This is a genomic window from Paenibacillus allorhizosphaerae, from assembly GCF_042659105.1.
Lineage (GTDB): Bacteria > Bacillota > Bacilli > Paenibacillales > NBRC-103111 > Paenibacillus_G > Paenibacillus_G allorhizosphaerae.
On record NZ_JBHSRV010000008.1, the window covers coordinates 76265 to 102387 of the forward strand.

The window sequence follows — 26123 nt, forward strand, 5'->3', positions numbered from 1 at the left end:
ATTTGACATATCCCGCCCTTTCTTTTGTCTAATTTTGTAGTACTTTAGTCATGCAATTATTATAATCGGCGGCTCACAACAAATTCTGAACAAAATAGAGAGCGCCTTTCGCAGGTAAATGTTGGGCATTGGACAGACTTGCAAATGCGGTTGCCTCGTGCCTTGCGAACGAAAACGCAAAAAAACCTCCATTGCTGGAGGAAATCTTCGTATCTTCAAATAGATTTACGCATGCGAGGAATGCGACTCGGCCGTCTTTTTGTTGAGACATGTGCCCTCAGACTCAGCCCAAGCTCTCATGGCGGCAAAAATAGGCTGGAGACGCTGCCCCCGCTCGGTAAGTTCATATTCGACATGCAATGGTACTCCAGGATAAAGAGTACGTGTTACGATGCCATGTTCCTCTAACATACGAAGCCGATCGGTCAACGTTTTCGGACTAATGGGATGCAGGGAACGGCGCAGCTCCCCAAACCGCTTGACGCCATTAAACAAGTCGCGAAGCAGAAGAAGAGTCCATTTGCCATCTAATATTTCAAAGACCGATTCAATGGCGTCGGGACAAGCAGGATCGATCATCGGCATTTCCCCCTTAGTTCATTTTTTGAAACTATTGCACTTTTATGTAACTACTTTTCAAATGTACCATAACAAGCTACGATTGTGAAAGAACGAAAATACGCAATGCAATGTATGCTTGCAACTTATGATTATTTTTAATGAAATCAGGAGGCATTTATATGAAAACTGTATTATGGGCAACTTTGACCGCTAATGGAAACTATGCACAATCCAGTCCAGAGCATCCGCCCAAAAAGGAAGCACTGGATGATTTTGCGGCGCATGCCAAAACCGCAGGCAACTTTATTGTCGGACGCCGAACGTTCGAAGGCATGCAGGCAGCAGGCGGTGGCGGATCGTTTGGCGATGTGGACATCGTCGTAGTATCCAAAAGTATCGAACCCATCCCCGGTATAACCGTTGCGGGATCGCCAAAGGAAGCTCTCGACTATTTGCAGCAAAAAGGGCATCAAACCGCCCTCATCGCAGGCGGCGCGGATCTGCACAACGCATTCCTGGGTCAAGGGCTTGTGGACGAGTTGATATTCAATGTCGCTCCGGTATTGGAAGGAAAAGGACTGCATCTAACGATTGACACGGACCGCTACCAGTACAAGGATGCGCAGCTTTTGGATTGTAAACCGCTCGGCGGAGGTATCATTCAGCTGCGTTATGCAGTAGGCTGTTTCTAAGCAAGCGATCGCCGGTATTCCTCCGGTCGAGATTTGGACTGGCATCGTCATAACCAGGAAGTTATCGATGATTTGATCCATTACGACGGGAAGTTGATTGTAAAGTAAGAGCATGAGAAAGAGCTGCAGCTATGCAGCTCATTTCGCCTTTGTATTGAGCCCGATTAGAGCCACTGAGTCATGTTAACCTCCGAAGCCGATTTTATATCCGTCTATATCTTGAACAATAAACTCTTTCCAACCCGACTCGGATACGGTCAACTCGGACGCGATGATGGCTCCTTTGGATACAAACTCTGCATAAAGTTGTTCTTGTGCATTCGTATAAACAAGAATGTCCCACGGAGGTCCACCCGCCACACTACTAATGGGTTTCACGTCTTCCCGACTTTTCGCTTCATACATTAAGAGGAACAATCCTTCACGGGAAGTATGGCCGCAAGAATCGTGCTCACAACCAAGCATGTCTTTATAATACTTTTTAGATTTTTCCAAATCCGACACCAGCAATAATGTTGGCCCCGTTTGGATGTTCCTTTTCCCTTCCTTTTGGAATGTCCCCCTCGCTGCAGTGTCCAATAATGCCCGCTCTTCCAATGCAATCAACTCCCATTTATTCATGGATAGGTCTATTTTGTTGCCTTTACGATCTTTTGCAACCGTACCGTTCGGAACACGCGGAGGACTACGATAACGATACTTTGCAAGGAGGCGACTGCGAGCCAAATCACAATACTCGGCATCATCATAAAGATTCCCTCCAAGCTGAGCACGCGGCCGCCTCCGATGAATGTGATGATTTGGGGTACGGAAATCAATACATAACACGGGAATAGCGTAAAAATATAAGAAAGCAGCATCCGCCATCGAGAACGGCGCTTATAGCGTTCTTCCCATTCTTTCAAACGTGCAAGACTGCGGAGCCCCATCAACACCGTAATCAGTAAGATGATCCCCATCCCCAGTTCCAGGTTGCTACTGGTAAGAAATGAATCTTCCGGTGGGCGACTCGTAAGCACTCCCGATAAACCGCTGGCGAAGGAATAATAATCGACAAATGCATTCAAACCGCTATTGAATAAAACCACTACTCCAAGTCCCTCGTCCGGCAATAGGATTTCTTCCGCTTTGTAGGTCCATAAAATGCCGCCATGCTGTATCCGTTTTTTTCCATCTTCCGTTTTCGAAATTTCCCAGCCCATCCCGTAGCCGTTCGAAGGATCTGACGGGGCATGCATGGCGTCGATTCCCTCGCCGCTAAGCAGCTGCGCATTTTTATAATTCCCATGATTTAATTGCAGCTGCAGCCATTTGGCCATGTCATTGACCGTAGACACCATGCCGGCCGCGCCTTCCACGAACCACTCCGGTTCTTCCGCCGCTACCGGTTTACCGAATAGCAAATAGTGACCCTGCGATAAGTAGTTGCCGAACATCGATTGAAATTGATTGGTGTTCGCCACATCCAGCGTACGATTCATTTCCAGTGGCCCGAAAATATGCCTCTGCAAATATTCGGGAAACGTTTCGTGACTAACCGCTTCGACCAGCCCGGCTAACAGCTGGTAATTCGTATTATTGTAACGAAATTGTTTGCCGGGATCGCTATGCAGCGTAACGGCATTTAATCGCTGCACTACCTCATCCAACGAATACGGCTGCGGCTTTATTGTCATATCGGGATATACCGTGTCGGTTATGCCGCTTGTATGATTCAATAACTGTCTTACCGTGATCGTCGATCCGCGCGGATCGCTTGGCTGGTAAGAAGGGATATACGCGGCAACTGGTTTATCCAAGTTAACCTTCCCTGCCTCGACAAGCTGCATGACGGCCAAAGCTGTAAAGGATTTGCTTAGCGAAGCGACTGCAAACGGTGTATCTGCTGTAATGGGACGCTGCTCTGACGTGCTTCCGTAACCTTTGGAATAAATGATCTCATCATGGCGAGTAATCGCAACAGCCAATCCGGGAATGTTATTTTGTTTCATTTTGGCTTGGATATAACGGTCGATTTCATCTTCGGGAATGGCGGCTTGCGCCGAGGCGCTTGGAATGAACAGCTGAAATAGGCTTAAACATAAGATAAACATGAACACGGCTATGGCAATTGCCGCGCTCCGTTGTCTTTTCATCCAGATAACTCGTTCTGCTTCGTAATTCATCAGGTCGCTCCTCTTTCTTGTCCTTTTTTATCATTGTAAGAGGAGGATCTTAATACCATTGTAAGTTATTGCTTATGATTTTCTTAAAACCAAGGCAAAATCCGGCTGCCGGGCATCATGGTCAGGTATACAGATATTACCATATAATGCAAAAATAAAACATACGTTCCTATTTAAAAAAGAGCTGTGAGGCAGCTCCATCTCATATTTAGGCCGCAGTACCGGCTGAGCCTTATTTTCTAATATACTAAATCGGTACGAATGGGGTATCGCAAAAGTCGATATAGTGCTTGTAGATCGTGAGCACGTCATCCTGAGCTACGATGCCATCGCGTTTATGCCCCGCACATAAAAGCAAAAAGCACCGATCCTCCAATCGGTGAAGTTCCTTTCGCGATTTGCAGATCGGCTCCTTAACTGAAATAAATTATATTGTGCATGAACTAATGTTGCATGTTCGGGAGATAATTTTCTGTTTATGATTAAATCGAATACGAATTTTAAAAGGGGTGCGATGATTGGCTGTAAGATGAGAAGAGACGACTGAAAAAAACCGTTTCGTTTGAAAGCGATTACAATTTTTATCCAGAATCTGAAGCAAAAAAAGCGATATAGAGAAAGGGTGGATCATCTTTGAAAACTTGGAAAATGGGTATGGCACTAGTATTAATGATGACTGCGGCAGGCTGCGGGAAGGAAGAAGCGGGACAGAAGAGCGGAAGTGATCAGCAACAGTCCGCCCCGGCAAAGGTCGTGGATACGACGCCGGTTACGCTCAAATTCGCCATTCATTTGCCCATTAATGACGAATTCAAGCAGCTGTATATTGAGCCGATCGCAAAAAAATATCCCCATATCACGCTGGAGCTTGTGACCGCCAACTCGTTCAAAACGTACGATCAGCTCATTGCGGCGGGCGAGCTTCCGGACCTCTACATCTCATTTAACGGCAACATGCCGGGGTTAAAAGATCGTGGAATCAACATGGATATGAAATCACTATTCCAGCAAAATAAAGTGGACTTGAACCGATTCGGACAAAACTACCTGGACGATATTCAATATGCTGCGACCGAAAAAGGCGAATTATACGGCTTGCCGCTTGAAACGAGTTTTCATGCGCTGTATTACAACAAGGATATTTTCGATAAATTCGGTGTTCCTTATCCGAAGGACGGCATGACCATGGAGGATACTTATGAGCTTGCCAAAAAGGTAACGCGTCTCGATAACGGCGTTCAGTACCGCGGTTGGGATATCGCGAGTATCGTGAGGCTGGCGCAACCGCTCGGTCTGGAATATATTGACCACAAAACGGAGAAAGCCATTACGTCAAGCGAAGGCTGGAAGCGCGTATTCCAATTAGGCCAGCAAGTATATTCGATTCCGGGCAACGAACCGTCGAAAGATGCGAACAAGAACAGATTAAACGGATTCGCCAAGGAGCGCACCATCGCCATGCTGAATGAAACAAACCTGTTCTCGCGGCTGAAAGAGGCGGAGAAAGACGGGCTCAAGTGGGACGTCGTGCAGCATCCGTTCTACAAGGACAAGCCGAACACGTTCGGCAATGCGACCGTGTATATGGTAGGGGCTGTTCCAAAAACGAAACATATGGATCAGGTGCTCCAGGTGATGGAGGTGTTAACCTCCGATGAGGTGCAGATGAACGTTTCCAGAGCCGGCCGTGTCTCGCCGCTCAAAAATGAAGCCGTTCAGAAAGCGTTCGGTCAAAACGACGAAACCTTGAAAACCAAAAACTTGGCCGGAATCGTGAAAAGCAAGCCGGTAAAATACCCGACTTACTTATACCGGGAAATCGCCGAACCCATGACTGAGAAAAAATTCAGCCAAATATTGTCAAGCAATGGAGATGTAAATTCCGGACTTCGGGAGCTGGACGAAGAAATTAATAAAGCGGTTGAAGCCGAGAAGAAAAAATAACGGAGCGGTTAACAAGGCTCTTCTTGGAGGATATCGACCTCTTTCTATTTAAAATACCGATGACCCGTGGTAACTATTCCGCGGGTCCTTTTTTGGTGTGCCTCACATTCGCACAGTCTAGGTGGTTCAAAGGTGCAGCCCGGCAATGCGCTGAACCAGAGGTGGCAGCGCGTCCCCGTTTCCATATTGTATTAACCAAGTCTATAATTGAAATATAGTCCATTTCACTTGACAGGGGGTGCCGTTATGGGGATCCGAGACGTCCAGCAAATGTTCAATCGCTTTTTCGACGGTCTTGAGGTGCGCAGGCAGTCGGACCACCAGACGGAGCAGATGAAGCTGCATTCACGAATAGGAGAAGGCTCGGTTCACCGGATTGCTCCCCGCGCCGACCTGGGAATCGCTATGGCCGATTTTACATTGAATCACGATCGGCAAGTGAACTTCCGCACCGAGTTGCCCATGGTGGAATTGAGCTACTGCCTGCAGGGAGCAAGAATGGTTCATGTACCCGGTGCGCAATACGAGGTGCCGCCCGGCAGCTACACGCTTCAATTGGCCAATCCTGCCGAAGCCAGACTGCATTTTCCCCGCGATCAAGCCGTTCAAGCAGTGAGCATCGGCATTCCGGTCACCACCTTCCATCATTTTATGGAAGAAGTCGGCGGCGCACGTTCAATCGACTTTCACCGGGTGATCGGCGGACAGCCGTTTCGCATGTTTCATGAAAGGATCGATCCCTCCACTTCCATCCTGCTTGCGCAATTGGTGCAATCCGCCACCAAGCCGGGAGTAAGAAATCTCGAGATGGAGTACAGGATTCTCGAACTGATGTCTCTAGGCTTTCGCTCTTTCTTGCTCGACGGGAAACCCGAATTAACCAAGCTGTCCAGAACCGATCGGGCAAAAATCGAGCATGCGAGGGACATTATGCTCCGACGGATGGCTGAACCTCCTTCGCTGTTGGAGTTGGCGCGCCTGGTTGGCTTGAACGATCATAAATTGAAAGTCGGCTTTAAAGAGGTGTACGGCAACACCGTGTTCGGCTATTTAAGAGAGCAGCGTCTGGAGAAAGCGTTCCGGCTGCTGCAAGAAGGCCCTGCCAGTGTAATCGAAGTATCCTATGCCGTCGGGTATTCCAATCCGAGCTATTTTGCTGAAGCGTTTCGTAAGAAATACGGCATAAACCCCGGACAACTCGTTCGTCGGAGGTAAAAGAGCTTTCCCAGCCTTCGCAGTTCTCTCCGCATATTGAGCAATCCGCAATTTGCGACGTTGCAGGAACAACTGGAAGCGATGTGTCGAGTTCGACAAAACAAAAAGACGAGACCGAGCCTCCTTACTTGCCCGGCAGCCCGTCCTCGTCTTTCAAACTAATGAAATAAAATTTGCGAAAGGTATACCACAATCGATACCGTAATGCTGCTTAGCATCGTCGTCAAGATCACGGACTTGGCGGCATGTTCGGGATGATTATCGTATTCCAAAGCAAGCAGCGACGCATTCCTCGAGGTCGGGAAGGAGCTGGCGATAAACAACGCCTGCGCAATGACTCCATTCAGCCCCAGGTAAAGGATCAGCAGCAGAGATACAACCGGAGATACGATCAACCGCCCCAGAACGCTAAGGATAAGCACCAAGGGAATCTCGTTTATTTTCAAGTAAGCGCTTTGCGCCCCAAGCGTGAACAAGGCAATCGCAAGAAAAGCATCGGAAACGTTGTCTATCGGGTTCCAAACAAATGAAGGAATGCGAATCGCAAACGTATTCATCATAAGGCCGAGAAGCACCGCGTACAACGTCGGAATTTTCAAAAATTCCATCACCGTTTTCCAGCTCTTTTCATGCATGGCTGATACGGAGTTCATCATCCCGTAGCTGTAAGTCAGCATATTTTGGTAAACGGATATGACGACTTGGACGGACAGCCCGATCGGGTTGTCATGGAACACAAGCTGGCTGACGGGAAGGCCAAAATTGCCCGAATTGATGAGTACGACGCTATTTTTGAACACGGCCGCATGCTTTTTGTCAAACCTCGCGATGTTGGAAACGACCGTTGCGATCGCAATGAGCGAAATACTTAGCAAGATTAAATAACCGACGACGCCTAATAATAAGCTCCACTGCACTTTGCTTTCGTAAATGTTGGCGAAGCTAACGGTCGGCAGCAGCACGTACGTAGTTAATTTCGATAACGTGCCGATATCGAAATGAAATCGCCGATGCGCCACCAGTCCCGCCGCAATCAAGGCAAACACAGGGAAAATAACGTTGACTATAATCGTGAAAAATACATCCATCGCATCCACCGGCTCCCTGCTGGAATGTAACGCCCTCCTTATTCATAGTCGGGATCGCCGAAACAATCAAGATTTGCACCATAAATTGCATTAAAATCATACTGTTCATATGCCACGCGGCATGGTCAAATAAAAAAACGGCTGATTCCTCGGGAGAATTCCTCCGGGAAGCAGCCACGGCAGCATCTTTGCTTGCTTTTCGTGCGTGTCGAGTAAGCTTGATCACTTTATTTACAATTCGCCGTGACGTAATCAATCAGCTCATCCAAAGTTCCAATATATTGATCGATTTCATCCAATTGATAAAACGTGCTTGTCGTTTCAACGTTATTGACTTCGTCATCGGGAGCGTACAGATATACCTTTTTACCCAGTCCAAGCGCGATGCCGAGCTCGATGTGACTTCCTTTTCCAGCCGGCAATATGACGATGACAAGGTCGGCTTCGATCACGGCATTCCTCTCTTGCTGCCCGATTTCTTTCAACCGCTCCAGCGTCAGAGCCCCTCCCGGGTTCGTCCAATCATAAGTATGGGTAAATCCGAGATGTTTCAGCTGTTCGCTAACGTACCTGACTTTCTCTATGTTTTTAAAACTCGATGCAACGTAAAATTTCACTGGCTTTCCTCCGACTTGCGTTCTACATGTCTCACTCTAGGGCAGCGAGTTGCCGTTCACCGAAGTTACTTTATCGACGATTTGCTCCCGTGTAACATATCCGATATCCCGGCTGTCCGCACTATTCGACCGATTGTCGCCCAGAATGAAATAGCTGCCGTCCGGCACGATGGCAGCAATGAAAATGAACATTAGTTTTTCCACGATTCCATATAACCCCCAATGAGGAATAAACTTGCGCCAGGCGGCTATTTCCAAACGATTTGCTGTTTGCCGCTAAAGCCTCCCGGAATGGTCGTCCACAGTTGATGAAGCCGCGACTCGGCAAGCTGCAGCTTCCTGAAATGCCATGCCTCCTCTTTGGAAAATGCGCCGCAGTACCGGGCATCCCCGTCTTCGGACAGAATGAAATATTGCCATGAATCATACGGATTTTGAAAATAGCCGTCCAGGCTTTCTTTGTGGCCTTCGTCCGCGAACAAAAACTGTAAGGTATAATCTACACCGTAATTGGCGACGTACACTTTTTTATTCGTTGTGGCATCGATACCCGGCTCAAACTCGCCTCGAATCGCCCGCGGGCTGGAATGCCGGTTGAACAGTTCCATATACCGGTGGCCGCCCGACGCATTCCATGGCACAAGCGCGTATCGTGAGCAAGAAGGAAACGTCCCTCTCACCGACGCTTCAAAGCACGGTTCGCCGTACGGAACGTATTGGCCGCGGAAGCATGGGTCGTCTTCGGGCCGATCGGGCAGCTGCTGGTAATACGGATCCGGCTTGGCTGCAGCGAGCCGCGGCGCGATCCGCTCCGCAAAGGCGTACACCGTGATTTCGAGCGGAGCGAAAAAGCCGTGATTCGAAACGCCAAAGAAGTCAACGACACCGCACACCGTTTCGTTCACCTGCACAAGCTGCGACTCCAACATATGCATCGACCCGCCTGCACGCAATGTGCTTGCATAGGTGTCCTGTCCGTTCGGAGCATTGGTCAGCCACCCGTGCCAGGCAAGCGTTCCTGCCATGATCGACTGGCTGTGGACCGAGATGCCTGTGCGGTTCACATATAGATGCACGGCGGACTTGCCCGGATTTCTTACGGCGACAGCCAGCTTCACAGGAAACTTCGTATTGTTGTAATGGTATAAGAAGACCCGTACCCGGCCGGTTACGGTATCTCTGTACAAATATAGCCCTTCATCCGCCACCGCCTGCTGCTTCAACTGCTGCCCGCCCAAATATTCCGGGTTGTTGCTTTGCATTAGCGTGTAGCCTGTTTTAAAAAGCGATATATGGCTGTTCATGAAGGCTCCTTCGCGAACCTTGCGCACTTTCTCACATTCACCCAGTGTCATCGTTTCCTCCCCCATACCGCAAATAGTTAGGCCTTTTTATACTGTATGTGCGGGATGGAGCGAATTATCGATGATTTTTAAGCAAAAGTTGCGTTCGGCAGGCGGAACGAAATCAACTCGCGCAGGGATGCATCCGTCAAGAAGCCGACTTTGTCCGGTTCGCCGCTTCCATCAAGCGTGCTTTGCGCCAATTGCCGAAACGGTAATACAGCACGTTGAGGGCTGCGGCGATCGCGAAGCTGATCGGAAAGCTCCACCAGATCATATCGAAGCCGTACGCGCTGCCAAAGTACTCTGCGAACGGGATTCGGACAAGGAGCAGCGCGATGAACGAGATGACGAGCGGAACGACAACCGCCCCCGCGGAACGGACCACACCCGCCACGACGTTAAAGATACCGAAGAGAATGAAAGACCAGAGCGTAAGATTATTGATATGGATGCCCAGATCGATCGCCTTGCCCTCCAGCGGCAAAAACAAACCTAACGCTTCGCGGTTGAACAGATGAATGATGGCGACGATAGAGCCGGTCAATCCAATGTTGAAGGCAACGCCGATCCAGGTAATGCGGCTGACCCGGTCCCACTTGCCGGTCCCGATATTTTGCGAAGCCATGGACGTCACCGCTCCGCCGATCGCCATCGCCGGCATCTGCACGTAGCTGGATATTTGGTTGGCAACGCCGAAGGCCGCCGTAGCCTCGGAGCCGAAGGCGTTGACAATATGAATGAGCACCAAGTTGCTGAGCGAGACGACCACCATGTTCAGCCCCATCGGCAATCCTTTGCGGATCAACACGCCGATTAAGGGCCAATCCAGTCGAAGCAGGTGGAGATCGTTTCGCGTAATGCGCAAAAAATATTTTTTCGCGTACAAATACATCAAAAGCAGCACGAAGCTGACGAACTGGGCGATGAACGTCGCGATCGCCGATCCGCTGATGCCAAGCTCCGGGAACGGACCGATGCCTGCAATGAGCAGCGGGTTCAGCACGATGTCCAGCAGCGCGGACAGCAGCAGGAAATAAAACGGTGTCTTTGCGTCACCCGAGCCGCGTAGCACGGCCATGACCAGGTTGTATCCGAACATAAACGGGATACCGGCGAAAATGATTTGGGTGTACTTCACGGCCAGCTCTTTGGCGTCGGGCGGCGTATTCAGCAGGTCCAAAATATGTGGAGAAAATAGGATGCCCGCCAAGCCGACGATCACGGACATGACGGCAAAGAACACCGTGCTGGTACCCACGACACGCTTGGCTTCGTCCACCTTTTGAGCGCCGAGATTTTGCCCGACGAGGATGACCGCCGCCATGGAAATTCCGAAGATGAGACTTAGCAGGAAAAACATAATGATGTTCGCGTTAGACGTGGCCGCCAAAGCGGTCTCGCCGAGAAATTTGCCGACCCAGATGGAGTTGATCGAGCCGTTGAGCGACTGCAGCACGTTGCCCAGCAAAATGGGCAGCGAAAAAAGAAAAAGCGTCTTGCCGATGGGTCCTTCTGTTAATACCGGTCGTGCCTTGGCTTGCGGCTTCATGGAAGATCCTCCTAATGTCCGTCGGTAGTAAAACGGCACCATGCAATCCAGGCCAAGGGAATCCGTTTCGATCGTTACCTTGGCCAAGACATCTACACATTGCCATTACTGCCTATTTTACGTTTCACGGGAGCTATTTTCAATTGCAGCAGGCTCTACTCCCCATCGGACGTTGACAATAAATAATATTGCGTTGAGCTGACGTATTCGCGGAACGACCGTATTCGGCTGTGCTCGAACGCTGGGTGTTGGGTGAAGATGCTTCGGCAGTATCGTTAAGGGGCCGGACTTGAATCACCAGGCATAATACGACTTCACATCCGCGCCGACAAAGCTCTCCAGTAGACCAAATTGAATGGATAATCCCAATCGATCGTTTGCGGTTCGTCAACCATCTGGTGAAGCCGATTATTGTTAAATAGTATCGATCCTCTCTGGTCAAAAGCAACCCCGTCGACCCACAACATCCGGTCATGGATCCATGGTACCCGCTGTTCATTTCCCTACATATACTGTAAGTAGGGAGAGATGAGCATGATCAATAACGGTCACAAAAGAACGGCTAACGACTTCGTTCTATTGGATAGGCGGTATATCGATGTTACCGGGGATCATATTCTTGACCGCATTTCCTTTTACGGGCAAAAATACAACCCGGATACCGCCTATTACAAACAGTTGGTTGTTGAAGTGGCGGATAGAACCCAGCCTAAACCAGCCATTATTACACTGCCGGGCGGATATAATCCGACCATGCAGTTTTGCGATCTTAACGGAGATAACGCCGCAGACATTTATGTTTCTGCTGAGACGGGTGGAAGCGCTGGAACATCGGACTTTTACTTGTATACTGATCTCAATAACATTCCAAAACAACTTCCTGTACCTCAGCCTCTTGAAATCTCCGGCCAATTTCAAGATCAATATCAAGTATCCATTTCGATCAAAGAGTCCAATAAAACCTTTACCCTGGATTTATCTGAAAGGAAAAATCAATACGATCAAGCCGGCTATTATAGGAACGGCAAACTAATCACCCCGACTAACGTGCTTCCGAATGCGTACACCGTTCTTCGTCCGGTTCGCCTGAGTCATGACGGAGTTTGCAGTTTATATGGTATTCAGCGAATCGCCGGATTTTACAATGCCGATACGATCGCTTATGTCACTTCTCTATGGAAATGGCATACCAATCATTGGATGCTTCTCGAAACTGACGTTCGTAAGGCCCCTTGATATTCTATATCTCTTGGAGACGGCAGAAGACTGGGACCTCTCTCTGTTCGAGACCAAAGCTTTGCTAATGAGAATATGCCCACCTGCTGCATGTTGCACGGTCGTAAAGGAACGCGCTGATTGCAAAGAAAAAGCGGCTGCCTCCCGGCAACCGCTTCCCTCGCAAAGACAACTACGTATTCACCAACTTGCCCTGCATATCCACCTCTTCGTTATACCACTGCGCCTGGGCGCGATACATTTTGGCGTATTGGCCGTCCAGGGCCATCAGCTCTACGTGGCTGCCTTCTTCTATAATTTCACCGTCCGCGAATACGAGGATACGATCGACGATAGAGGTAATCCCTAATCGGTGGGAAATTAGAATCGTCGTCTTGTCTCCGGTAAGCTCGGTGAAGTCGCGGTACAGCTGCGCCTCGGCAACCGGATCGAGTGCGGCCGTCGGCTCGTCCAGCACCATGATTCTCGCCTTGTCGCGATATATCGCTCTTGTGATCGCGAGCTTCTGCCATTGCCCGCCAGACAAATTATTGCCGCTTTCGCTGAACGTGCCTACCACTTCGTCCAATCCGCGGGGCTGCGATTCGATTAAAGAATAAGCATTCGTCTTTTTCGCCAGCTGTATGAGTTCTTCATCCGTTGCGCTGCGAGTCCGATCCCCAATCGTAATGTTGTCGCGAATCGAAGTCTCGTACTTGCCGAAGTTTTGAAACACGACCGAAATCGCACTGCGCACGGTCGCAAGATGATCCGCAGCATCCAACCCGCCGACGGTGATGTGCCCGGAGGTCGGCTGATGCATGCCGCACAACAGATTGATGAACGTCGATTTGCCCGAGCCGTTCTCGCCGACAATCGCAATCTTCTCCCCTTGCTTGATGGTCAGATCGATATGCTTCAGTGCCTGTACGTCGGCATTCGGGTAGGCGAAACTGACATTGTCGAATAGAATATCCGCCCGCTCCAGAACGACGGGATGCTCCTCCAGCTTTTCTTTCGGCGTATCTTCCAGCTGGAAAAAATCACGCATATATTGAATGTCGCCGAAAAAACGCGCCGCTCCCACGAACACTTTGGTCGTCGCCGTTTGCAGCTGGGCGGAGAGCGTGAACACCAGCATGAAGATACCGAGGCCCATCGCCGGATTATCGTAAATTTTCTTCGCAACGAGCAGCAGGATACCGATATACACTGCGTTTCGGAGCACATCTGCGATAGAGTTATACAGGACGTGCTTGCGGGTGATGCCGTTTTTCTTTTTCAAATAACCGCTCGATACGTCGCGCCACTTCTCTTTAATCCAATCGTAAATGCCGTAAAATCTTACATCGTTCATCGACTTGCACTGCTCGTTCGCACCGGACGCCATGTAAAACAAATGGACGGACATGGCTCCCTCTCTCATGTTCTTCGTATTATTCTTGTAATCCTCATCCTTCTGGATAATGGAGAGCACGACGGCGGGAATGCAGGTCACGAGCAAAATGACGACAACCCACGCGCTGACATTCGACAGCACTGCAATAATGCTAAGGAACGTAATCAACTGCTGCAAAATGACGACCGTCTGCTGCATGCTTGCCGCTACCTGCGAGCCGCCGAACATTTCGGCAAACGCCAGCTTTTCGCGAAAATCCCCTTCGTTCTCGATATACTTGTACTCCACGCGGCTCGCGCAATCGATAATCGTCTTCTTGATATACTTCGTCGTCCGCTGCTGGTCGATCTCGGCGCAATAGTCGCTCACAAACGTATATCCGGCCTGAATGATATAAAGGCTTATAAGCAAAATGAAGACGATGAGCCCTTGAGACACGGTCTCTTGCCCCTGGGACATGAATTGAACGTGATCCGTAAACGTTCTAAGCGCAGTCGAGATCCATACCGGCATAAACGCCATGGCAAAGCCCAATACGTTAACCGTAAAAGATAGTTTGCTTTTCGTGCGGAAGCTGACCGTCAGCGCCCTCCAGGCAATGGATACGACGTCGGAAGCTTTGAGCTTTTCTTTGTTTGGTTCCCGTTTCATCGGTCGCTCCTCCTTTTCGCCGTTATTGTCCGGTTCCTGCGGCCGGTCTTAGATCGCCGCTCGTTTCGTTGTCGTACCACTGCGCCTGTTCCCGGAACAATTTGGCGTACACGCCGCTTCGCTTCATCAGATCGTCGTGGGTGCCATCCTCGACGATGGTGGCGCCGTCCAGTACGAGTATACGGTCGGCGAGGCGGGCAAAGCCGATCCGGTGCGATACGAGAATCGAAGTTCTTCCTCCCAGCTTCTGCTTGATGTGAAAAAACTGCTCCATCTCCGCGATCGGATCCAGCATCGAAGCCGGCTCGTCGAAAATCATCACGTCCTTGTCGCTCATGTGCGTGCGGGACACCGCCACGCGCTGCCCTTCGCCGCCGGAGAGCACCGCGCCGTCTTTGTACACTTGCTTGCCCAAGCGGTGGCCCAGCCCCTGCCTCAGTTTGTTGATCAGCTTCGCGGCCCCGCCCTTCTCCATCGCGCTCCTGATCATGCGCTCGTTGCCGACTTCCTTTATATTCCCAATGCCTACATTTTCTCCAAGCGTTAGATGAAACAAGTAAAAATCTTGAAAAAACACGCCGACCTTGTCCATCATAAAATGTTTGCGGTAATCGATATGCGGCCGGCCCATAAACTTCACTTCTCCGGACGTCGGCCGGTACAAGCCTAGCAAAACTTTGATCAGCGTCGTTTTTCCGCAGCCGTTGCCGCCCACTAGCGCCACCGTTTCGCCGTATTTGATCTTGAAGTTGAGATCCTTCAGAATCGGCTTCGCTTCGCTGTACCCGAACGTCATGCCGTTCACTTCAAAGCAATGCTCATCATCCAGTGCCGTGTTTGCTTTATGCTGCTCTTCTTTCGGATCGACCGCCTTCGTATTTTCGAAAAAGCGCCGCTGAATATCAAGACCGTAAAGACCGTAATCAAGCTGCTGGTAGCTTCTAGGGACAGTGGAAACGGCTTCCGAAATGTGGAGGCAAAGCGTAAAAATCATGAGCAGCACATCCGGGCCCATTTTGCCGCCCGCTACTTGAAACAAGGAATAGACGATCATCAGCACCATGAACAAATAAAACCCGGCTTTGCTGAGAAAGGTCAGCTGCGCAATGCCGAACGTGCGCCGCACTTCGCTTTGTTCGATCTGACGGTACGCTTTCTCCCAATCCGCTTTAATTTGCTCCGCGCTGCCGAAAATTCGCGTTTCCTTCGCCGTATCGCCGGTCTGTGTGAGCTTCTCGAAATAATCCGCTCTGCGCAGCATTTCCCGCAATTCTTTCCAGACGGTGCGCACTTTGCCGGAGAAGGCGGAGTTGAGGAAAATCACGACTACGATGTAGACCGCCGCCATGACAAAAATGAATTTGGACGCGCTGAACGCTACCGCCAGAAGCGAAACGATCGAGGCGAGCTTGGCGAGAAGCGCGCACCCCGAGCTGGTCAAATCCGTTAGCGAACCGCAGCGGGAGATGGCCGAGAAGTAATCATCCCTGACGTCCTTCTTCACCATTTCGGTCAGATCGATTCGCTGGGCGCTGTCCATCATCACTTCTTCCAGACCCAAGTAGTATGAATCATACATCATCATGTACAGCAGATCGTCGTTCAGCCGCGCCGATAGCCCGGATATCGTAAGTATGAGGCCGAGCATTACAATATCGGGCATTACGGAAGCAAATGTCCCCGTACCTGAGGAAAGAAAGGCGGACAAGTTCGCGATAATACTCCGGTTGTAATGGAGCGCCACCGCAGGCAGTACGGCAAGGCCGACGCTAAGCACCGTCCAGAACAAAAACATCTTCTTGTCGATTTTCCAGGCAAGCTTGATTCCCCACTGCGCCGCTTTCAGTTTGTTCTTCATTTTGTATGTTTTCTTTGCTGCCATGTTGCCCTCGCTTTCTCATCCGATTATGTCAAAAAAACGCGAAAAAGACGCCGGAATCCCTGCTTTCTGCCATTCAGGGTTTCTCAGCGTCTCTCCCTTGATCGAAAGATAACTACCATATTATGCTAATCAAATTTTACTGTCAATCGTTTCCTGCCCTATTTTTCAATAAACTCGAACAAAAACGATTGTCCATTGCGATAGAAGCGCGGATCATACAGCCCGAGCCGCTTCTCATCGTCGACAATCACTACAAAAGGAGACCACTCGTACAGCGTCTTCGCTTTCGGATTTTCCGTGAACAACTGATCCAGGTTCGTACCTTCTTTCGATACGAGCTGCATTTGATGCTGCAGCCCAGTCCATACCGTCGCCCTGGAAAGATCGACCTTATCGCCTTTCTTCCCGATCACCGTAAATACGCCGGGAACAAAGTCCGCCGACAAGGCAATTTCGTCATATATCGGTTCAGCCTGGCGGTATAATGTATAGCCTTGCGCGGACTGCACCAGAACATGAAGCGCCATGACCAGCCACACCAAGCGATAAATGCGAAATGAAGGGATCCGCTTCAAGCGCCCGCCCCATCGAACGGCGACAAAGCCGATGAGCATGACCGCCCAGAAGACGAGATCGACGATCGGCACCGTGCCGAAGGTGACGCGCATCGGCGAGAAAGGCTCGAAGTACCCCGTTCCCCAAGCATTGAACAGATCGCTTGTATCGTGAATGAACACCGCGATCAGCGCGATGATGAATAAACTCCATCCTTTGGTGCGCCACAGCAGGCGTGCCATCCCCGAGAGCAGCGCCGCCCATACCGGCACAAGCCAGACGGAATGCGTCAGGCCGCGGTGCCACATCTGGTATCGGCCGGCCGAATCCCACCAGGCGGAAATGACGTCGATGTCGGGAATTTGCGAGCCGGCTACCGTCGTGAAGAGCAGAGCCTGCTTCTCCCGCTTCGACATCTCGCTTTTATCCACCGCGCCGTACAGTGTAAGTCCGAATAATGTGTGTGTAATCGTATCCATAAATGTTAACGGCTCCTCCCCTACCGCTAAGTATAACGTACTCTGAAACCGGGTGAAAGCTGAGGCTTTTCCCGCTCTCCTGCGGCGCGGGGTTTTCCGTCATCGGCCCAAATGTTTGGAAAAGGAACCGGCTCTTCGGCTATAATAAACCAAGACTATATGGAAGGGAGCGGAGTCAACCATGTCCAGCGTCAGCATTATTTATGCGCACCCTGATGATGAAACGTTTCTAAGCGCCTGTCTCATTCGGCAGCTTGCCGATTCGGGGCATCCGCCCGCCTTGCTGCTAGCTACCAGGGGCGATGCAGGAAAGAAGAACGGTGCCTTCGGCCATCTATCCAATGAGCAGCTGGGAGAACTGCGAGAGCGCGAAATGAGCCGCGCGGCAGCCGTTATCGGGTTATCGGAAGTCGTTCAGCTCGGTTATCCCGACGGAAAGCTCGCAGCCGTGGAGGAGAACGAAGCCGTGAAGCGGGTCGCGGAATTTATCAACCAATGCCGGTCCAAGGCAGTGTTCACCTTTCCCGAAGACGGCGGCAATCGCCATCCCGATCATATGGCGATCTCCCGTATCACGACGAAGGCTGTGCTTAGCGGCCAGTGTCCGGCCGTGGAGCGGCTCTACTATGTCATGTCGGATGAATTGCGGAAGGAAGGGCACAAGCCTACGTTGTCTATCGATACGGAGCCGCAGTGGCGGATGAAAGCGGAAGCGCTGCGGGCACACGAATCGCAAATTCTCGCGATTGAGCGGTATTTCGGCAAATTGGACGTATTTCCGGAAAATCGCAAATACGAGTCTTTCATTCTGGCATGGGAGCAAGGGACTTTCTGGCCTGGGAAAAGCGAAGCGAAGGCCAGAGAAGAACTTCATTTGCCGTCGGTCTAAAGGAAGTCGGACCAAGCGGAATCTATTTTCCAACAAAGGAGCTTCTGACGATGCCACAGATCGATATGCCTTCCATTGTTCTTTTAATTTTAGCGGCGCTCGGGATTCTCAGCAGCAACTCCTCGGTTACGATTGCCGTCGTCGTGCTGCTGCTCGTTCGTGTCGTCCACCTTCATCAAGCCTTTCCTTGGATCGAAAAATACGGTCTGACGCTTGGAATTATTGTATTGACCGTAGGCATCCTGGCGCCGATCGCCAGCGGCAAAATTGAGTTCCAGACCATCTACCAGTCTTTCCTTCATTGGAAATCGCTGCTGGCGATCGCCATCGGCGTACTGGTCGCCTATATGGGTGGCCGCGGCGCCGCTCTAATGACGAATCAACCCACGGTCGTTACCGGATTACTGCTGGGTACGATCATCGGGGTCGCCTTTTTCCGGGGCGTTCCGGTCGGCCCGCTCATTGCGGCGGGAATATTGTCGTTGTTTCTCGGCAAATCCTAACGACCCGGGGTTCAGATTTCATGTGTACAATTGCGGCTACTGCATTATACTAAGTAAAATAGGAACGAGAATCGCAGGAGGATTATAACAAAATGAGCGTACATATCGCAGCCAAACCAGGAGATATTGCAGAAACGATTCTAATGCCGGGCGACCCGCTTCGGGCCAAATTTATTGCGGAGACGTATTTGGAAAATGTCGTTTGCTATAACGAAGTGCGGGGAATGCTCGGTTTCACCGGAACGTACCGCGGGCAGCGCCTGTCCGTGCAAGGTTCGGGCATGGGCATACCCTCGTTCAGCATTTATGCCAATGAATTGATTCGGGAATACGGCGTGAAGAACTTGATCCGCGTCGGAACGTGCGGCGCGATGCAGGAGCATGTCCACGTTCGGGAGTTGATCCTCGCTCAGGCCGCTTGTACGGATTCCAACATCAACCGGCTTGTGTTCCCCGGATTCGATTTCGCTCCGATCGCCAGCTTCGCTTTGTTGAAAACGGCTTATGAGCAAGCGACAGCAAAAGGCATCAAGCCGCATGTTGGGAACATTTTCAGCTCCGACTCCTTTTACCGCGACGACAAAACGGTGGTCGAAAGACTGATGGCTCACGGGGTATTAGGCGTCGAGATGGAAACAACCGCGCTGTATACGGTTGCCGCCAAGTACGGCGTAAACGCGCTGACGATATTGACGGTTAGTGATCATTTGTTGACCGGGGAAGAAACGACATCGGAGGAGAGACAAACTTCCTTCAGAGAAATGATGGAAGTGGCTCTAGAAACGGCTATAACGATGTAACGTGTCATAAAAAAAATGGATCCCGGGCTTCCGTTAAAGGTTGCTCGGGATATTTTTGTTGAAACATTTAAGCATTGTTCAGTACGAATTTACAACCGATCCGCAATCTTCTGCGCCGTCTGTTCGCCGTTCAGGATGCAATCCGGGATGCCGACGCCATAATAGGAGCAGCCGGCCAAGATCACGTTTGGGTAACTCTCGGCAAGTTTGTCTTCAAGCGATTTCACGGTCTGCGGGTGCTTCAAATGATAGTTGGGCATCGTTTCATGCCATTTGGTTACTTCGAACGATACCGGTACGCCTGTGATGCCGAGGCTGTCTTCAATGTCTTTCCGTGCTACCTCCAGCAATTGTTCTTCGGTCATTTGCTGGAGCCTTTCATAATCGCGGCCGGTGCTCTTATAAAATAAGCGGACCAATAACCGTTTTCTCTCCGAAGTGTGCTCCCACTTGCGGCTCGTCCATGTACAGGCATTACACTTCAGATCGCTGCCATCCGCGACGATAAAGCCCGTCCCGTCCTTGGGCAATTCGCTGTCCAGAATGTCGAATCCAAGATAGGCACTGATGAGCGAGCTGTTTTTCAGCCGGTTGAAATCTTCATCCAGCCGCTCGTCCTGAAGAAGGCGCTGCGCCACCGGATGCAGCGTACTCAGTACGATGAAATCCGCCGCCACCTCTTCGTTGTTGGATAGCGAAACGAGGTACCGCTGCGGACGCTTCTCGATTTTCTCGGCCCGTACACCCTTATAAATACGTGCATCCGTCAGCCGTTCTTCCATACGATCGACCAGAGAAGAGACGCCTTGTTTGAACGACAAAAACTTCTTGTCTCCGGTTCCCTGGAACCGCTGCTTGTTCTCGGCCAATCCTTGAATAATGCTGCCGTATTTATTTTTATATTCGAGCAGATACGGCAGCGTAGAGGCGATCGTCAAGTCTTCCAGTTGACCGGAGTATACGCCCGACAACACTGGGGAAATTTGCTTTTCCACCAGTTCCTTGCCAAGAAAATATTCCAGAAACGCCCCGACGGAGCTTTCCTTTGTAAACGTTTCGTTCGTCGTGTAGAAATCTTTTAACGCGTCGACCTTGCCTTGCGCCGATACGAGAGTGGTCGTAGCCAACGATTCCACGCTGAGCGGAATGCCGAACACCGCATCCTTCGGAATTTGTTTTAACTCGCCGTCCGTATAAATATAGGAGATTCCCGTGGCGTTATACACAACGTCATCCTGCAAACCGAGCTCTTCCAATAATGGAGCGACGTTCGTCTTGCGCGCGACAATTGAGTCCGCTCCGGTCTCCATAATAAATTCACCGTCATGAACGGTTCTGATTTTACCGCCTAAGGTATCGCCTGCTTCCACCAGCACGATGTTTGCATCCAGATTCCTCGATTTCATCGTGTTCTGAAGATAATAAGCAGCCGATAGTCCGGTAATGCCTCCGCCGATAATGACTACTGTTTTCAATGCGATCCACCCGCCTTGCCTGTAATGTAAACCGTTATCGTAAACGAAACGCAACCGAATTGCGAGTATAAGTTCTACTCATTATTATACGTCTCTTTGCCAGTCATAACCATGAATTCGGGCTTGTTGTAACGGCAAACAGGGAAAGTTTCATATAAACGACAATTTTAGGAGAGCATCCTGCGCAGCAGTAGAGCCTCTCCTTATGCCAAGCCGCACAGGCCAAACACGGAGACAAAAGGGCTAATATTCCTTCAAGCACAAATTTGCGTCTGTCCATTGTATGGCGGACGTCCGTCTTCAACTTTTCTAATGCGGAAGCCGTGTTATATAATAAGTTATGTATATGCATTCCTGCTGCTGGAATCGGCGCAATTATCGTATATTAGGAGAATCGCAAATGAACATTACCGAAATTCGAACGGATTTGATTGATGAAGATACCGACCAGCCTCGATATCAGTTTATCGAAGAGTCGCTGCAGGAATTAATGAAAAGCATCGAGGAGCTCGGCCTGCTGTCCCCGATCAAAGTGAGAACGACGAATGACGGCCGTTATAAAATCATTTACGGCAACCGGCGGTACAAAGCATGCCGCGAGCTGGGCCGACCGACCATCCCGTGCATCGTGTCCGACGTAACGGATGAGATGGAAATTTATTTGGAGCAAATCGCGGAAAATTTGACGAGAGAAGGCTTCTCTCCGATCGAAGAAGCGGAAGCGTTCCACAAGCTGCTGCACGATCCGAAATTCAGCAGTTCGACCAAATTTTTGTCCAGTAAGCTCGGCAAACCGGAGTCCTATATCAAAAATAAATGCGACCTGCTGAAATTCGGCAATGCGGTGCGCAAATTGATCGTTCACGGGACGGAAATCCGCAAGGATGCACTGACGGAAGATCAATTGATGCCCATCAAAGATTTGCCTCTCGAGTACCGCGATCCCCTCGCCCTGATTATTGCCAGAGACGAGATGCCCGTAAGCGATGTGAAGAAAATTGCCCGTTTGTTCAAAGACGGTGAATTTTCGGACGCCACGAAGGGCAAGCTGCTCTACAAGACAGGGCCCGGACTGCTCGAGACGTGGTCGGTGCATCAGCATAACAAAGCGGAAAGAAACAAAATCGCTGAACCGAAAGAAACAAGTCCCCGGCAAAAAAAAGCAAAAAAAGAAGAAAGCGCGCCGGCGGCCGTTACGGCAGCTTCCATCGAAAGCGAGCTGCACAAGCTAGCCGCCGCCTTGCCGACATACCGACCGATGACGGAAGAAACGATCCTTACCCGGGACGCCCTCCCGGCGGATGCGAAAGAGCGCTTCGCAAGCGATGTCGACGCACTGATCGAGAACTTGGAACATTATTTGGCGGAGTGGAAAAAGGTAAAGGAGCTGTTAAAGTAACGCTATCATAGAGGCGGTTCCCCTGGTCAATTGACTTGGGGGACTGTCTCTTTTTGTTGTATTCGTGTTATTCCTCATTTCATTCATTTACAGTATAATAATGGAAATCAATTGGCATAGGAGGATTGTCCATGGTTCACAGCGACGATATCGTCATTGGCATCGACGGCGGCGGAACGCATACCCGGGTCATGATCAGCGATTTGGCGGGGAATGTGCTTTCTTACGTGGAGAAAGGCGGCGCATCCATCCGCAAAGACATTCAGGCCAAGCGCAATGTTCATGAGGCCATTCACGAAGCGCTGCAGCGTACGGGAAGCGAACTTCATCGCGTTCGCGGAATCGCCGCGGGCATCGCAGGATATGATTCGGAATCGGATCTGGAATGGGTCGAGCCTTTGACCGACGTGGACGGGCTCTCTTGTCCCAGATGGCACATCAACGACGCTGTGGTTGCACACTACGGGGCGCTGCTGGCTCAGCCCGGGATTGTCGTCATCTCGGGAACCGGCTCCATTATTTTGGCGATTACGGAAGATGGGCGGTCGATCCGAAATTACGACTTCCATCATTATGCCGCAAGCGCAGCAAGATTTATCGCGTATGACGCCGCTTACGAAACGTTGGCCGGAAATACCGATGAAACGGATGCCGCATTCGTGCGGTCCATGCTTCGGCATTGGGAGGTCGTTTCCATTCAGGACTTCGAAAAACTCGGACGAGCTGGATTCCTGAACGATAGACGCGAACGCGACAAAAAATTCGGGCAATTCGCCCCCGCCGTCACGGAAGCCGCTTTGCAAGGCAGCTCCACTGCCAAACGCGTATGCGACCGGGCGATTGCGCAAATTAAAGTCGGTGTGGAACTATTGGCTGCTTCCTTTTCCGAACCTACCGTAGCGGTGACCTTCATCGGCAGCGTCGTCAACAGTCCCTACTTCCTCGACCGCCTCGGCGATCATCTGGCCTCCGGCAATAATAAACGATATCGCATCGTTAAGCCCTGCTGTTCTCCCGTTACCGGAGCGGTCCTTTACGCCATGAACCGACTGAATGTACCGCTTCATGACGACTTGGTCCGCAATCTGCAAAAAAGCGTCTACTCGGTTTCGTAACTCCGGGCTTAAACGATTCCCCTTTCCGCTCCCTGTGATTTTCGCAAAAAACGAACAGCCATGTCTCTAATCATCGCGGCGCAGTCGTACGAATTTCGGCCTGCAAGCGATTTGTATTATACTTGACTATATCTCAAATAAACTGGAGTTGAACAATCGCGATGAAACACGAGATTATATCCCGCTTCATCTCCTACGCGAAAGTGGATACGCAGTCCGACGACGGCAGCGAGACTTGCCCTTCAACCCCCGGACAGCTAACGCTTGCGCGTCAACTGGTCGATGAATTGAAAGCCATCGGCATGCAGCAAGTGACGCTCGATTCCAACGGCTATGTGATGGCGACGCTCCCGGCCAATTCGGATAAAGACATTCCGACGATCGGCTTCCTGGCGCATATCGATACAGCCACCGATTTCACCGGAGCCGGCGTCAACCCGCAAGTCGTGGAAAACTATGACGGTCAGAATATCGTGCTGAACGAAGCGATGAACATCGTCCTCTCCCCTCGCGATTTTCCGGAGCTGGCCGGCTACAAAGGCCATACGTTAATCACGACGGACGGCACCACGCTGCTGGGCGCTGACGACAAGGCCGGCATCACCGAAATCATGACGGCTATGGCTTATTTGATTCAGCATCCCGAGCTGAAGCATGGCAGGATCAGAGTTGCTTTCACGCCGGACGAAGAAATCGGCAGAGGCCCGCACCGGTTTGATGTCGAGGCGTTTAACGCTGCATTTGCCTACACGATGGACGGCGGGCCGCTGGGCGAGCTTCAGTACGAAAGCTTCAACGCAGCGGCGGCTCGCATCACATGCAAAGGCAAAAACGTACACCCCGGCACGGCCAAAGGCAAAATGGTCAACGCCGCCAAAATCGCCATGGAGCTGCACGGGAAATTGCCGCCGGCCGAGGCGCCGGAGCATACCGAAGGCTATGAAGGCTTTTATCATTTGATTTCGATTCAAGGTGGCGTGGAGCAAACGGAGCTGCGCTACATTATCCGCGATTTCGACCGCAGCCGGTTCAACGAAAGAAAGGTAGAGCTGACCCGCATCGTCAAGGAGTTGCAATCAGTATACGGCGAACAGCGCATCGTCCTCGAAATGAAAGACCAGTATTTCAACATGCGGGAAAAAATCGAGCCCGTGAAGCATGTCGTCGATATCGCCCATCAAGCGATGGAGAATCTCGGCATTTGGCCGGTCGTTCAACCGATTCGCGGCGGTACGGACGGTTCCCAACTGTCGTACATGGGCCTGCCGACACCGAATATATTTACCGGCGGCGAAAACTATCACGGCCGATTCGAGTACGTTTCCGTGGACAATATGGTTTTAGCTACGAAGACGATCATTGAAATTGCCAAGCTGTACGAACAGAAAGCATAACCGTTCGAATCGACGCAAGCGAGGATCCATCATCGCATGCAAAAAACCAGACGTCCGACATCGGCGGTCTGGTTTTTTCGTCAGGGCGGGATCGCTTATGCCGGAAGCGACCTCTTGCGACCGCCTATGTATTTTTGACTGCTGCCGGCAAAGCCCCATTCGGATAAGCCGCTGTCAGCTCAAGTACACTTTTTCGCCGACCTGGATCTCCCCCGTCTTGGTAACGGATGCATACACGCCGAAATTCAAATTCATTTCCTCGTTTACTTTCTTGAGCAATGTATGATCACGTTCCAGCGTATCCGGGTCGATGGAGATCATCGAGCACCGCTCGCAATACGCGTCCACTTGCAGCCCCGCCGTTCCCACGGACAGCCGCTTTCCGATCCAATCGTCTTCACCGAATGAATGATCGGCTAGTGCCACAACGATGTTTGCCCGAAACCTTCGGTGATCTACCGGCTTTCCCCACTGCGCTTCCAGTTTGCGTAAAGCGGCGTCGGTAATGATCAATATTTCTCCCGTATCGACAGCCATCAGGTCGTCGTTCCGCTCCCCGCTATAGCTCATCATGGACATTTTTATACGGGAATGCGTCTGCATTTCCTTTAATAACTCTTCATTCCATGTAAATTCCCGTTCATCCGGCGCTGCGACAAGCACGGCAGGAGAATCGTTTTCGCGCTGCCCGCCTGTGAGTCTCGCCTTGTACGCCAGCATGGCCGGAATGGTTCTAGCCGTGATGAAACGATCCCAGCCTTCCTTCTGCTCATCGATAAAGGCATAGCTGCGGTCGCCATACAGTCCGTATCGTTCAACCGCGCAGCGATCCAATCGTTCCCCTGCAAACGACTTTACGGGATACCGGTTGATTTCAATCACTTCGCCGACCGCTTTTAATGACATGCTTCTACCCCCAACGTTCGATCCTCGTTTCGTAATCTGCTGAATAAAATGAGCAGCTGCCGCGGCACCTGCTCGTCTCTATCTTTATGATATTGAACCATTCACCTAATTTTTGAAAAAATTCAAAATCGCTTGCAGCCGAATTTTATCATTGCATTGTTCGCAGTAATGCATGCCTTTTCTGTCTTCTTTCAGCTGCTTGTATTTCTGTGAGCCTTCCTCCGCTTTAAAAACTTTTTGGCATACGAAACAGATGGCTTCATAGGAGAACATAGAGATCTACC

Annotated in this window: 24 protein-coding genes and 1 pseudogene; 10 read left to right on the forward strand and 15 right to left on the reverse strand. The window is 50.7% G+C overall.

Translation table 11 applies throughout. The features are described 5' to 3' along the window. Positions 1-225 precede the first annotated feature (225 nt). Positions 226-579, reverse strand: coding sequence for a winged helix-turn-helix transcriptional regulator (locus ACFQI7_RS25170; protein ID WP_218099724.1), 354 nt, complete (start codon positions 577-579; stop codon positions 226-228). Between the two features lie 161 nt (positions 580-740). On the opposite strand from ACFQI7_RS25170, the gene ACFQI7_RS25175 reads away from it, so the two are divergent. Further along, complete coding sequence (locus tag ACFQI7_RS25175) at positions 741-1253, forward strand: dihydrofolate reductase family protein (RefSeq protein WP_218099725.1); 513 nt, start codon at positions 741-743, stop codon at positions 1251-1253. Positions 1254-1436: 183 nt separating this feature from the next. Here the strand turns inward: ACFQI7_RS25175 and ACFQI7_RS25180 are convergent, their stop codons facing one another. Next, the gene (locus ACFQI7_RS25180) at positions 1437-1850 is read right to left on the reverse strand and encodes a VOC family protein (RefSeq protein ID WP_218099726.1); all 414 of its coding nucleotides are present in this window, start codon (positions 1848-1850) and stop codon (positions 1437-1439) included. Between the two features lie 32 nt (positions 1851-1882). Beyond that, entirely contained in the window at positions 1883-3388 is a 1506-nt protein-coding gene (locus tag ACFQI7_RS25185) for a serine hydrolase domain-containing protein (RefSeq protein ID WP_218099727.1), read from the reverse strand. Positions 3389-4051: 663 nt separating this feature from the next. Here ACFQI7_RS25185 and ACFQI7_RS25190 point away from each other — a divergent pair. Then, positions 4052-5362: an ABC transporter substrate-binding protein gene (locus ACFQI7_RS25190; protein WP_218099728.1), complete on the forward strand. Its 1311-nt coding sequence runs from the start codon at positions 4052-4054 to the stop codon at positions 5360-5362. Positions 5363-5608: 246 nt separating this feature from the next. Beyond that, positions 5609-6577: a helix-turn-helix transcriptional regulator gene (locus tag ACFQI7_RS25195; protein ID WP_218099729.1), complete on the forward strand. Its 969-nt coding sequence runs from the start codon at positions 5609-5611 to the stop codon at positions 6575-6577. 158 nt (positions 6578-6735) lie between these two features. Here the strand turns inward: ACFQI7_RS25195 and ACFQI7_RS25200 are convergent, their stop codons facing one another. The 6 genes and pseudogenes from ACFQI7_RS25200 to ACFQI7_RS37935 all read right to left on the reverse strand — a co-directional run. Beyond that, a complete protein-coding gene (locus ACFQI7_RS25200) occupies positions 6736-7665 on the reverse strand; it encodes an AEC family transporter (protein ID WP_218099730.1) in 930 nt (309 codons plus the stop codon). 227 nt (positions 7666-7892) lie between these two features. Beyond that, positions 7893-8282: a nucleoside 2-deoxyribosyltransferase gene (locus ACFQI7_RS25205; protein WP_218099731.1), complete on the reverse strand. Its 390-nt coding sequence runs from the start codon at positions 8280-8282 to the stop codon at positions 7893-7895. A 36-nt stretch (positions 8283-8318) separates the two neighbouring features. After that, complete coding sequence (gene lepB / locus ACFQI7_RS25210; protein ID WP_230415052.1) at positions 8319-8486, reverse strand: signal peptidase I; 168 nt, start codon at positions 8484-8486, stop codon at positions 8319-8321. A gap of 44 nt (positions 8487-8530) precedes the next feature. Then, positions 8531-9637, reverse strand: a complete 1107-nt coding sequence (locus tag ACFQI7_RS25215; RefSeq protein ID WP_218099732.1) for a hypothetical protein — start codon at positions 9635-9637, stop codon at positions 8531-8533. A gap of 136 nt (positions 9638-9773) precedes the next feature. Then, a complete protein-coding gene (locus tag ACFQI7_RS25220) occupies positions 9774-11177 on the reverse strand; it encodes an MATE family efflux transporter (protein ID WP_218099733.1) in 1404 nt (467 codons plus the stop codon). A 294-nt stretch (positions 11178-11471) separates the two neighbouring features. Continuing rightward, a pseudogene (locus tag ACFQI7_RS37935) lies at positions 11472-11650 on the reverse strand (L-dopachrome tautomerase-related protein); the annotation flags it as partial. 61 nt (positions 11651-11711) lie between these two features. Between ACFQI7_RS37935 and ACFQI7_RS25225 the strand changes: the two are divergent. Continuing rightward, a complete protein-coding gene (locus tag ACFQI7_RS25225; RefSeq protein ID WP_218099734.1) occupies positions 11712-12413 on the forward strand; it encodes a hypothetical protein in 702 nt (233 codons plus the stop codon). Between the two features lie 172 nt (positions 12414-12585). Here the strand turns inward: ACFQI7_RS25225 and ACFQI7_RS25230 are convergent, their stop codons facing one another. The 3 genes from ACFQI7_RS25230 to ACFQI7_RS25240 form a co-directional block, all read right to left on the reverse strand. After that, on the reverse strand, positions 12586-14442 hold the full coding sequence (locus ACFQI7_RS25230; RefSeq protein WP_218099735.1) for an ABC transporter ATP-binding protein: 1857 nt from the start codon (positions 14440-14442) through the stop codon (positions 12586-12588). Positions 14443-14464: 22 nt separating this feature from the next. Next, complete coding sequence (locus ACFQI7_RS25235) at positions 14465-16324, reverse strand: ABC transporter ATP-binding protein (protein ID WP_218099736.1); 1860 nt, start codon at positions 16322-16324, stop codon at positions 14465-14467. A 158-nt stretch (positions 16325-16482) separates the two neighbouring features. Continuing rightward, positions 16483-17358, reverse strand: a complete 876-nt coding sequence (locus ACFQI7_RS25240; RefSeq protein WP_218099737.1) for a metal-dependent hydrolase — start codon at positions 17356-17358, stop codon at positions 16483-16485. A gap of 181 nt (positions 17359-17539) precedes the next feature. On the opposite strand from ACFQI7_RS25240, the gene ACFQI7_RS25245 reads away from it, so the two are divergent. From ACFQI7_RS25245 to deoD, 3 genes are all read left to right on the forward strand, one after another. Further along, a complete protein-coding gene (locus ACFQI7_RS25245; RefSeq protein WP_218099738.1) occupies positions 17540-18247 on the forward strand; it encodes a PIG-L deacetylase family protein in 708 nt (235 codons plus the stop codon). A 50-nt stretch (positions 18248-18297) separates the two neighbouring features. Continuing rightward, positions 18298-18750 carry a DUF441 domain-containing protein gene (locus ACFQI7_RS25250; protein WP_218099739.1) on the forward strand — a complete coding sequence of 151 codons (453 nt, stop codon included), beginning with the start codon at positions 18298-18300 and terminating at the stop codon, positions 18748-18750. 92 nt (positions 18751-18842) lie between these two features. Then, positions 18843-19550, forward strand: a complete 708-nt coding sequence (deoD, locus tag ACFQI7_RS25255) for a purine-nucleoside phosphorylase (protein WP_218099740.1) — start codon at positions 18843-18845, stop codon at positions 19548-19550. An 89-nt stretch (positions 19551-19639) separates the two neighbouring features. On the opposite strand, the gene ACFQI7_RS25260 is transcribed toward deoD, so the two are convergent. Further along, positions 19640-21025 (reverse strand): protoporphyrinogen oxidase, encoded by a 1386-nt coding sequence (locus tag ACFQI7_RS25260; protein ID WP_218099741.1) that lies wholly within the window; start codon positions 21023-21025, stop codon positions 19640-19642. 400 nt (positions 21026-21425) lie between these two features. Here ACFQI7_RS25260 and ACFQI7_RS25265 point away from each other — a divergent pair, with 400 nt between their 5' ends. The 3 genes from ACFQI7_RS25265 (at position 21426) to pepT (ending at position 24933) form a co-directional block, all read left to right on the forward strand. Continuing rightward, positions 21426-22424 carry a ParB/RepB/Spo0J family partition protein gene (locus ACFQI7_RS25265; RefSeq protein ID WP_218099742.1) on the forward strand — a complete coding sequence of 333 codons (999 nt, stop codon included), beginning with the start codon at positions 21426-21428 and terminating at the stop codon, positions 22422-22424. Positions 22425-22555: 131 nt separating this feature from the next. After that, positions 22556-23539 carry a BadF/BadG/BcrA/BcrD ATPase family protein gene (locus ACFQI7_RS25270; RefSeq protein ID WP_218099743.1) on the forward strand — a complete coding sequence of 328 codons (984 nt, stop codon included), beginning with the start codon at positions 22556-22558 and terminating at the stop codon, positions 23537-23539. Positions 23540-23700: 161 nt separating this feature from the next. Further along, on the forward strand, positions 23701-24933 hold the full coding sequence (pepT, locus tag ACFQI7_RS25275; RefSeq protein ID WP_218099744.1) for a peptidase T: 1233 nt from the start codon (positions 23701-23703) through the stop codon (positions 24931-24933). A 174-nt stretch (positions 24934-25107) separates the two neighbouring features. Here the strand turns inward: pepT and ACFQI7_RS25280 are convergent, their stop codons facing one another. Continuing rightward, positions 25108-25839 (reverse strand): MOSC domain-containing protein, encoded by a 732-nt coding sequence (locus ACFQI7_RS25280; protein ID WP_218099745.1) that lies wholly within the window; start codon positions 25837-25839, stop codon positions 25108-25110. A 105-nt stretch (positions 25840-25944) separates the two neighbouring features. Then, a complete protein-coding gene (locus ACFQI7_RS25285) occupies positions 25945-26112 on the reverse strand; it encodes a DUF2197 domain-containing protein (RefSeq protein ID WP_377517813.1) in 168 nt (55 codons plus the stop codon). Positions 26113-26123: the final 11 nt, after the last annotated feature.

What these genes read in the sequence shown, in the direction of transcription:
- ACFQI7_RS25170 (WP_218099724.1), bottom strand. Translation starts at nt 579, where the DNA reads ATGATCGATCCTGCTTGTCCCGACGCCATTGAATCGGTCTTTGAAATA.
- ACFQI7_RS25175 (WP_218099725.1), top strand. Translation starts at nt 741, where the DNA reads ATGAAAACTGTATTATGGGCAACTTTGACCGCTAATGGAAACTATGCA.
- ACFQI7_RS25185 (WP_218099727.1), bottom strand. Translation starts at nt 3,388, where the DNA reads ATGAAAAGACAACGGAGCGCGGCAATTGCCATAGCCGTGTTCATGTTT.
- ACFQI7_RS25195 (WP_218099729.1), top strand. Translation starts at nt 5,609, where the DNA reads ATGGGGATCCGAGACGTCCAGCAAATGTTCAATCGCTTTTTCGACGGT.
- ACFQI7_RS25200 (WP_218099730.1), bottom strand. Translation starts at nt 7,665, where the DNA reads ATGGATGTATTTTTCACGATTATAGTCAACGTTATTTTCCCTGTGTTT.
- ACFQI7_RS25215 (WP_218099732.1), bottom strand. Translation starts at nt 9,637, where the DNA reads ATGACACTGGGTGAATGTGAGAAAGTGCGCAAGGTTCGCGAAGGAGCC.
- ACFQI7_RS25220 (WP_218099733.1), bottom strand. Translation starts at nt 11,177, where the DNA reads ATGAAGCCGCAAGCCAAGGCACGACCGGTATTAACAGAAGGACCCATC.
- ACFQI7_RS25225 (WP_218099734.1), top strand. Translation starts at nt 11,712, where the DNA reads ATGATCAATAACGGTCACAAAAGAACGGCTAACGACTTCGTTCTATTG.
- ACFQI7_RS25230 (WP_218099735.1), bottom strand. Translation starts at nt 14,442, where the DNA reads ATGAAACGGGAACCAAACAAAGAAAAGCTCAAAGCTTCCGACGTCGTA.
- ACFQI7_RS25235 (WP_218099736.1), bottom strand. Translation starts at nt 16,324, where the DNA reads ATGGCAGCAAAGAAAACATACAAAATGAAGAACAAACTGAAAGCGGCG.
- ACFQI7_RS25240 (WP_218099737.1), bottom strand. Translation starts at nt 17,358, where the DNA reads ATGGATACGATTACACACACATTATTCGGACTTACACTGTACGGCGCG.
- ACFQI7_RS25245 (WP_218099738.1), top strand. Translation starts at nt 17,540, where the DNA reads ATGTCCAGCGTCAGCATTATTTATGCGCACCCTGATGATGAAACGTTT.
- ACFQI7_RS25250 (WP_218099739.1), top strand. Translation starts at nt 18,298, where the DNA reads ATGCCACAGATCGATATGCCTTCCATTGTTCTTTTAATTTTAGCGGCG.
- deoD (WP_218099740.1), top strand. Translation starts at nt 18,843, where the DNA reads ATGAGCGTACATATCGCAGCCAAACCAGGAGATATTGCAGAAACGATT.
- ACFQI7_RS25265 (WP_218099742.1), top strand. Translation starts at nt 21,426, where the DNA reads ATGAACATTACCGAAATTCGAACGGATTTGATTGATGAAGATACCGAC.
- ACFQI7_RS25270 (WP_218099743.1), top strand. Translation starts at nt 22,556, where the DNA reads ATGGTTCACAGCGACGATATCGTCATTGGCATCGACGGCGGCGGAACG.
- pepT (WP_218099744.1), top strand. Translation starts at nt 23,701, where the DNA reads ATGAAACACGAGATTATATCCCGCTTCATCTCCTACGCGAAAGTGGAT.
- ACFQI7_RS25280 (WP_218099745.1), bottom strand. Translation starts at nt 25,839, where the DNA reads ATGTCATTAAAAGCGGTCGGCGAAGTGATTGAAATCAACCGGTATCCC.
- ACFQI7_RS25285 (WP_377517813.1), bottom strand. Translation starts at nt 26,112, where the DNA reads ATGTTCTCCTATGAAGCCATCTGTTTCGTATGCCAAAAAGTTTTTAAA.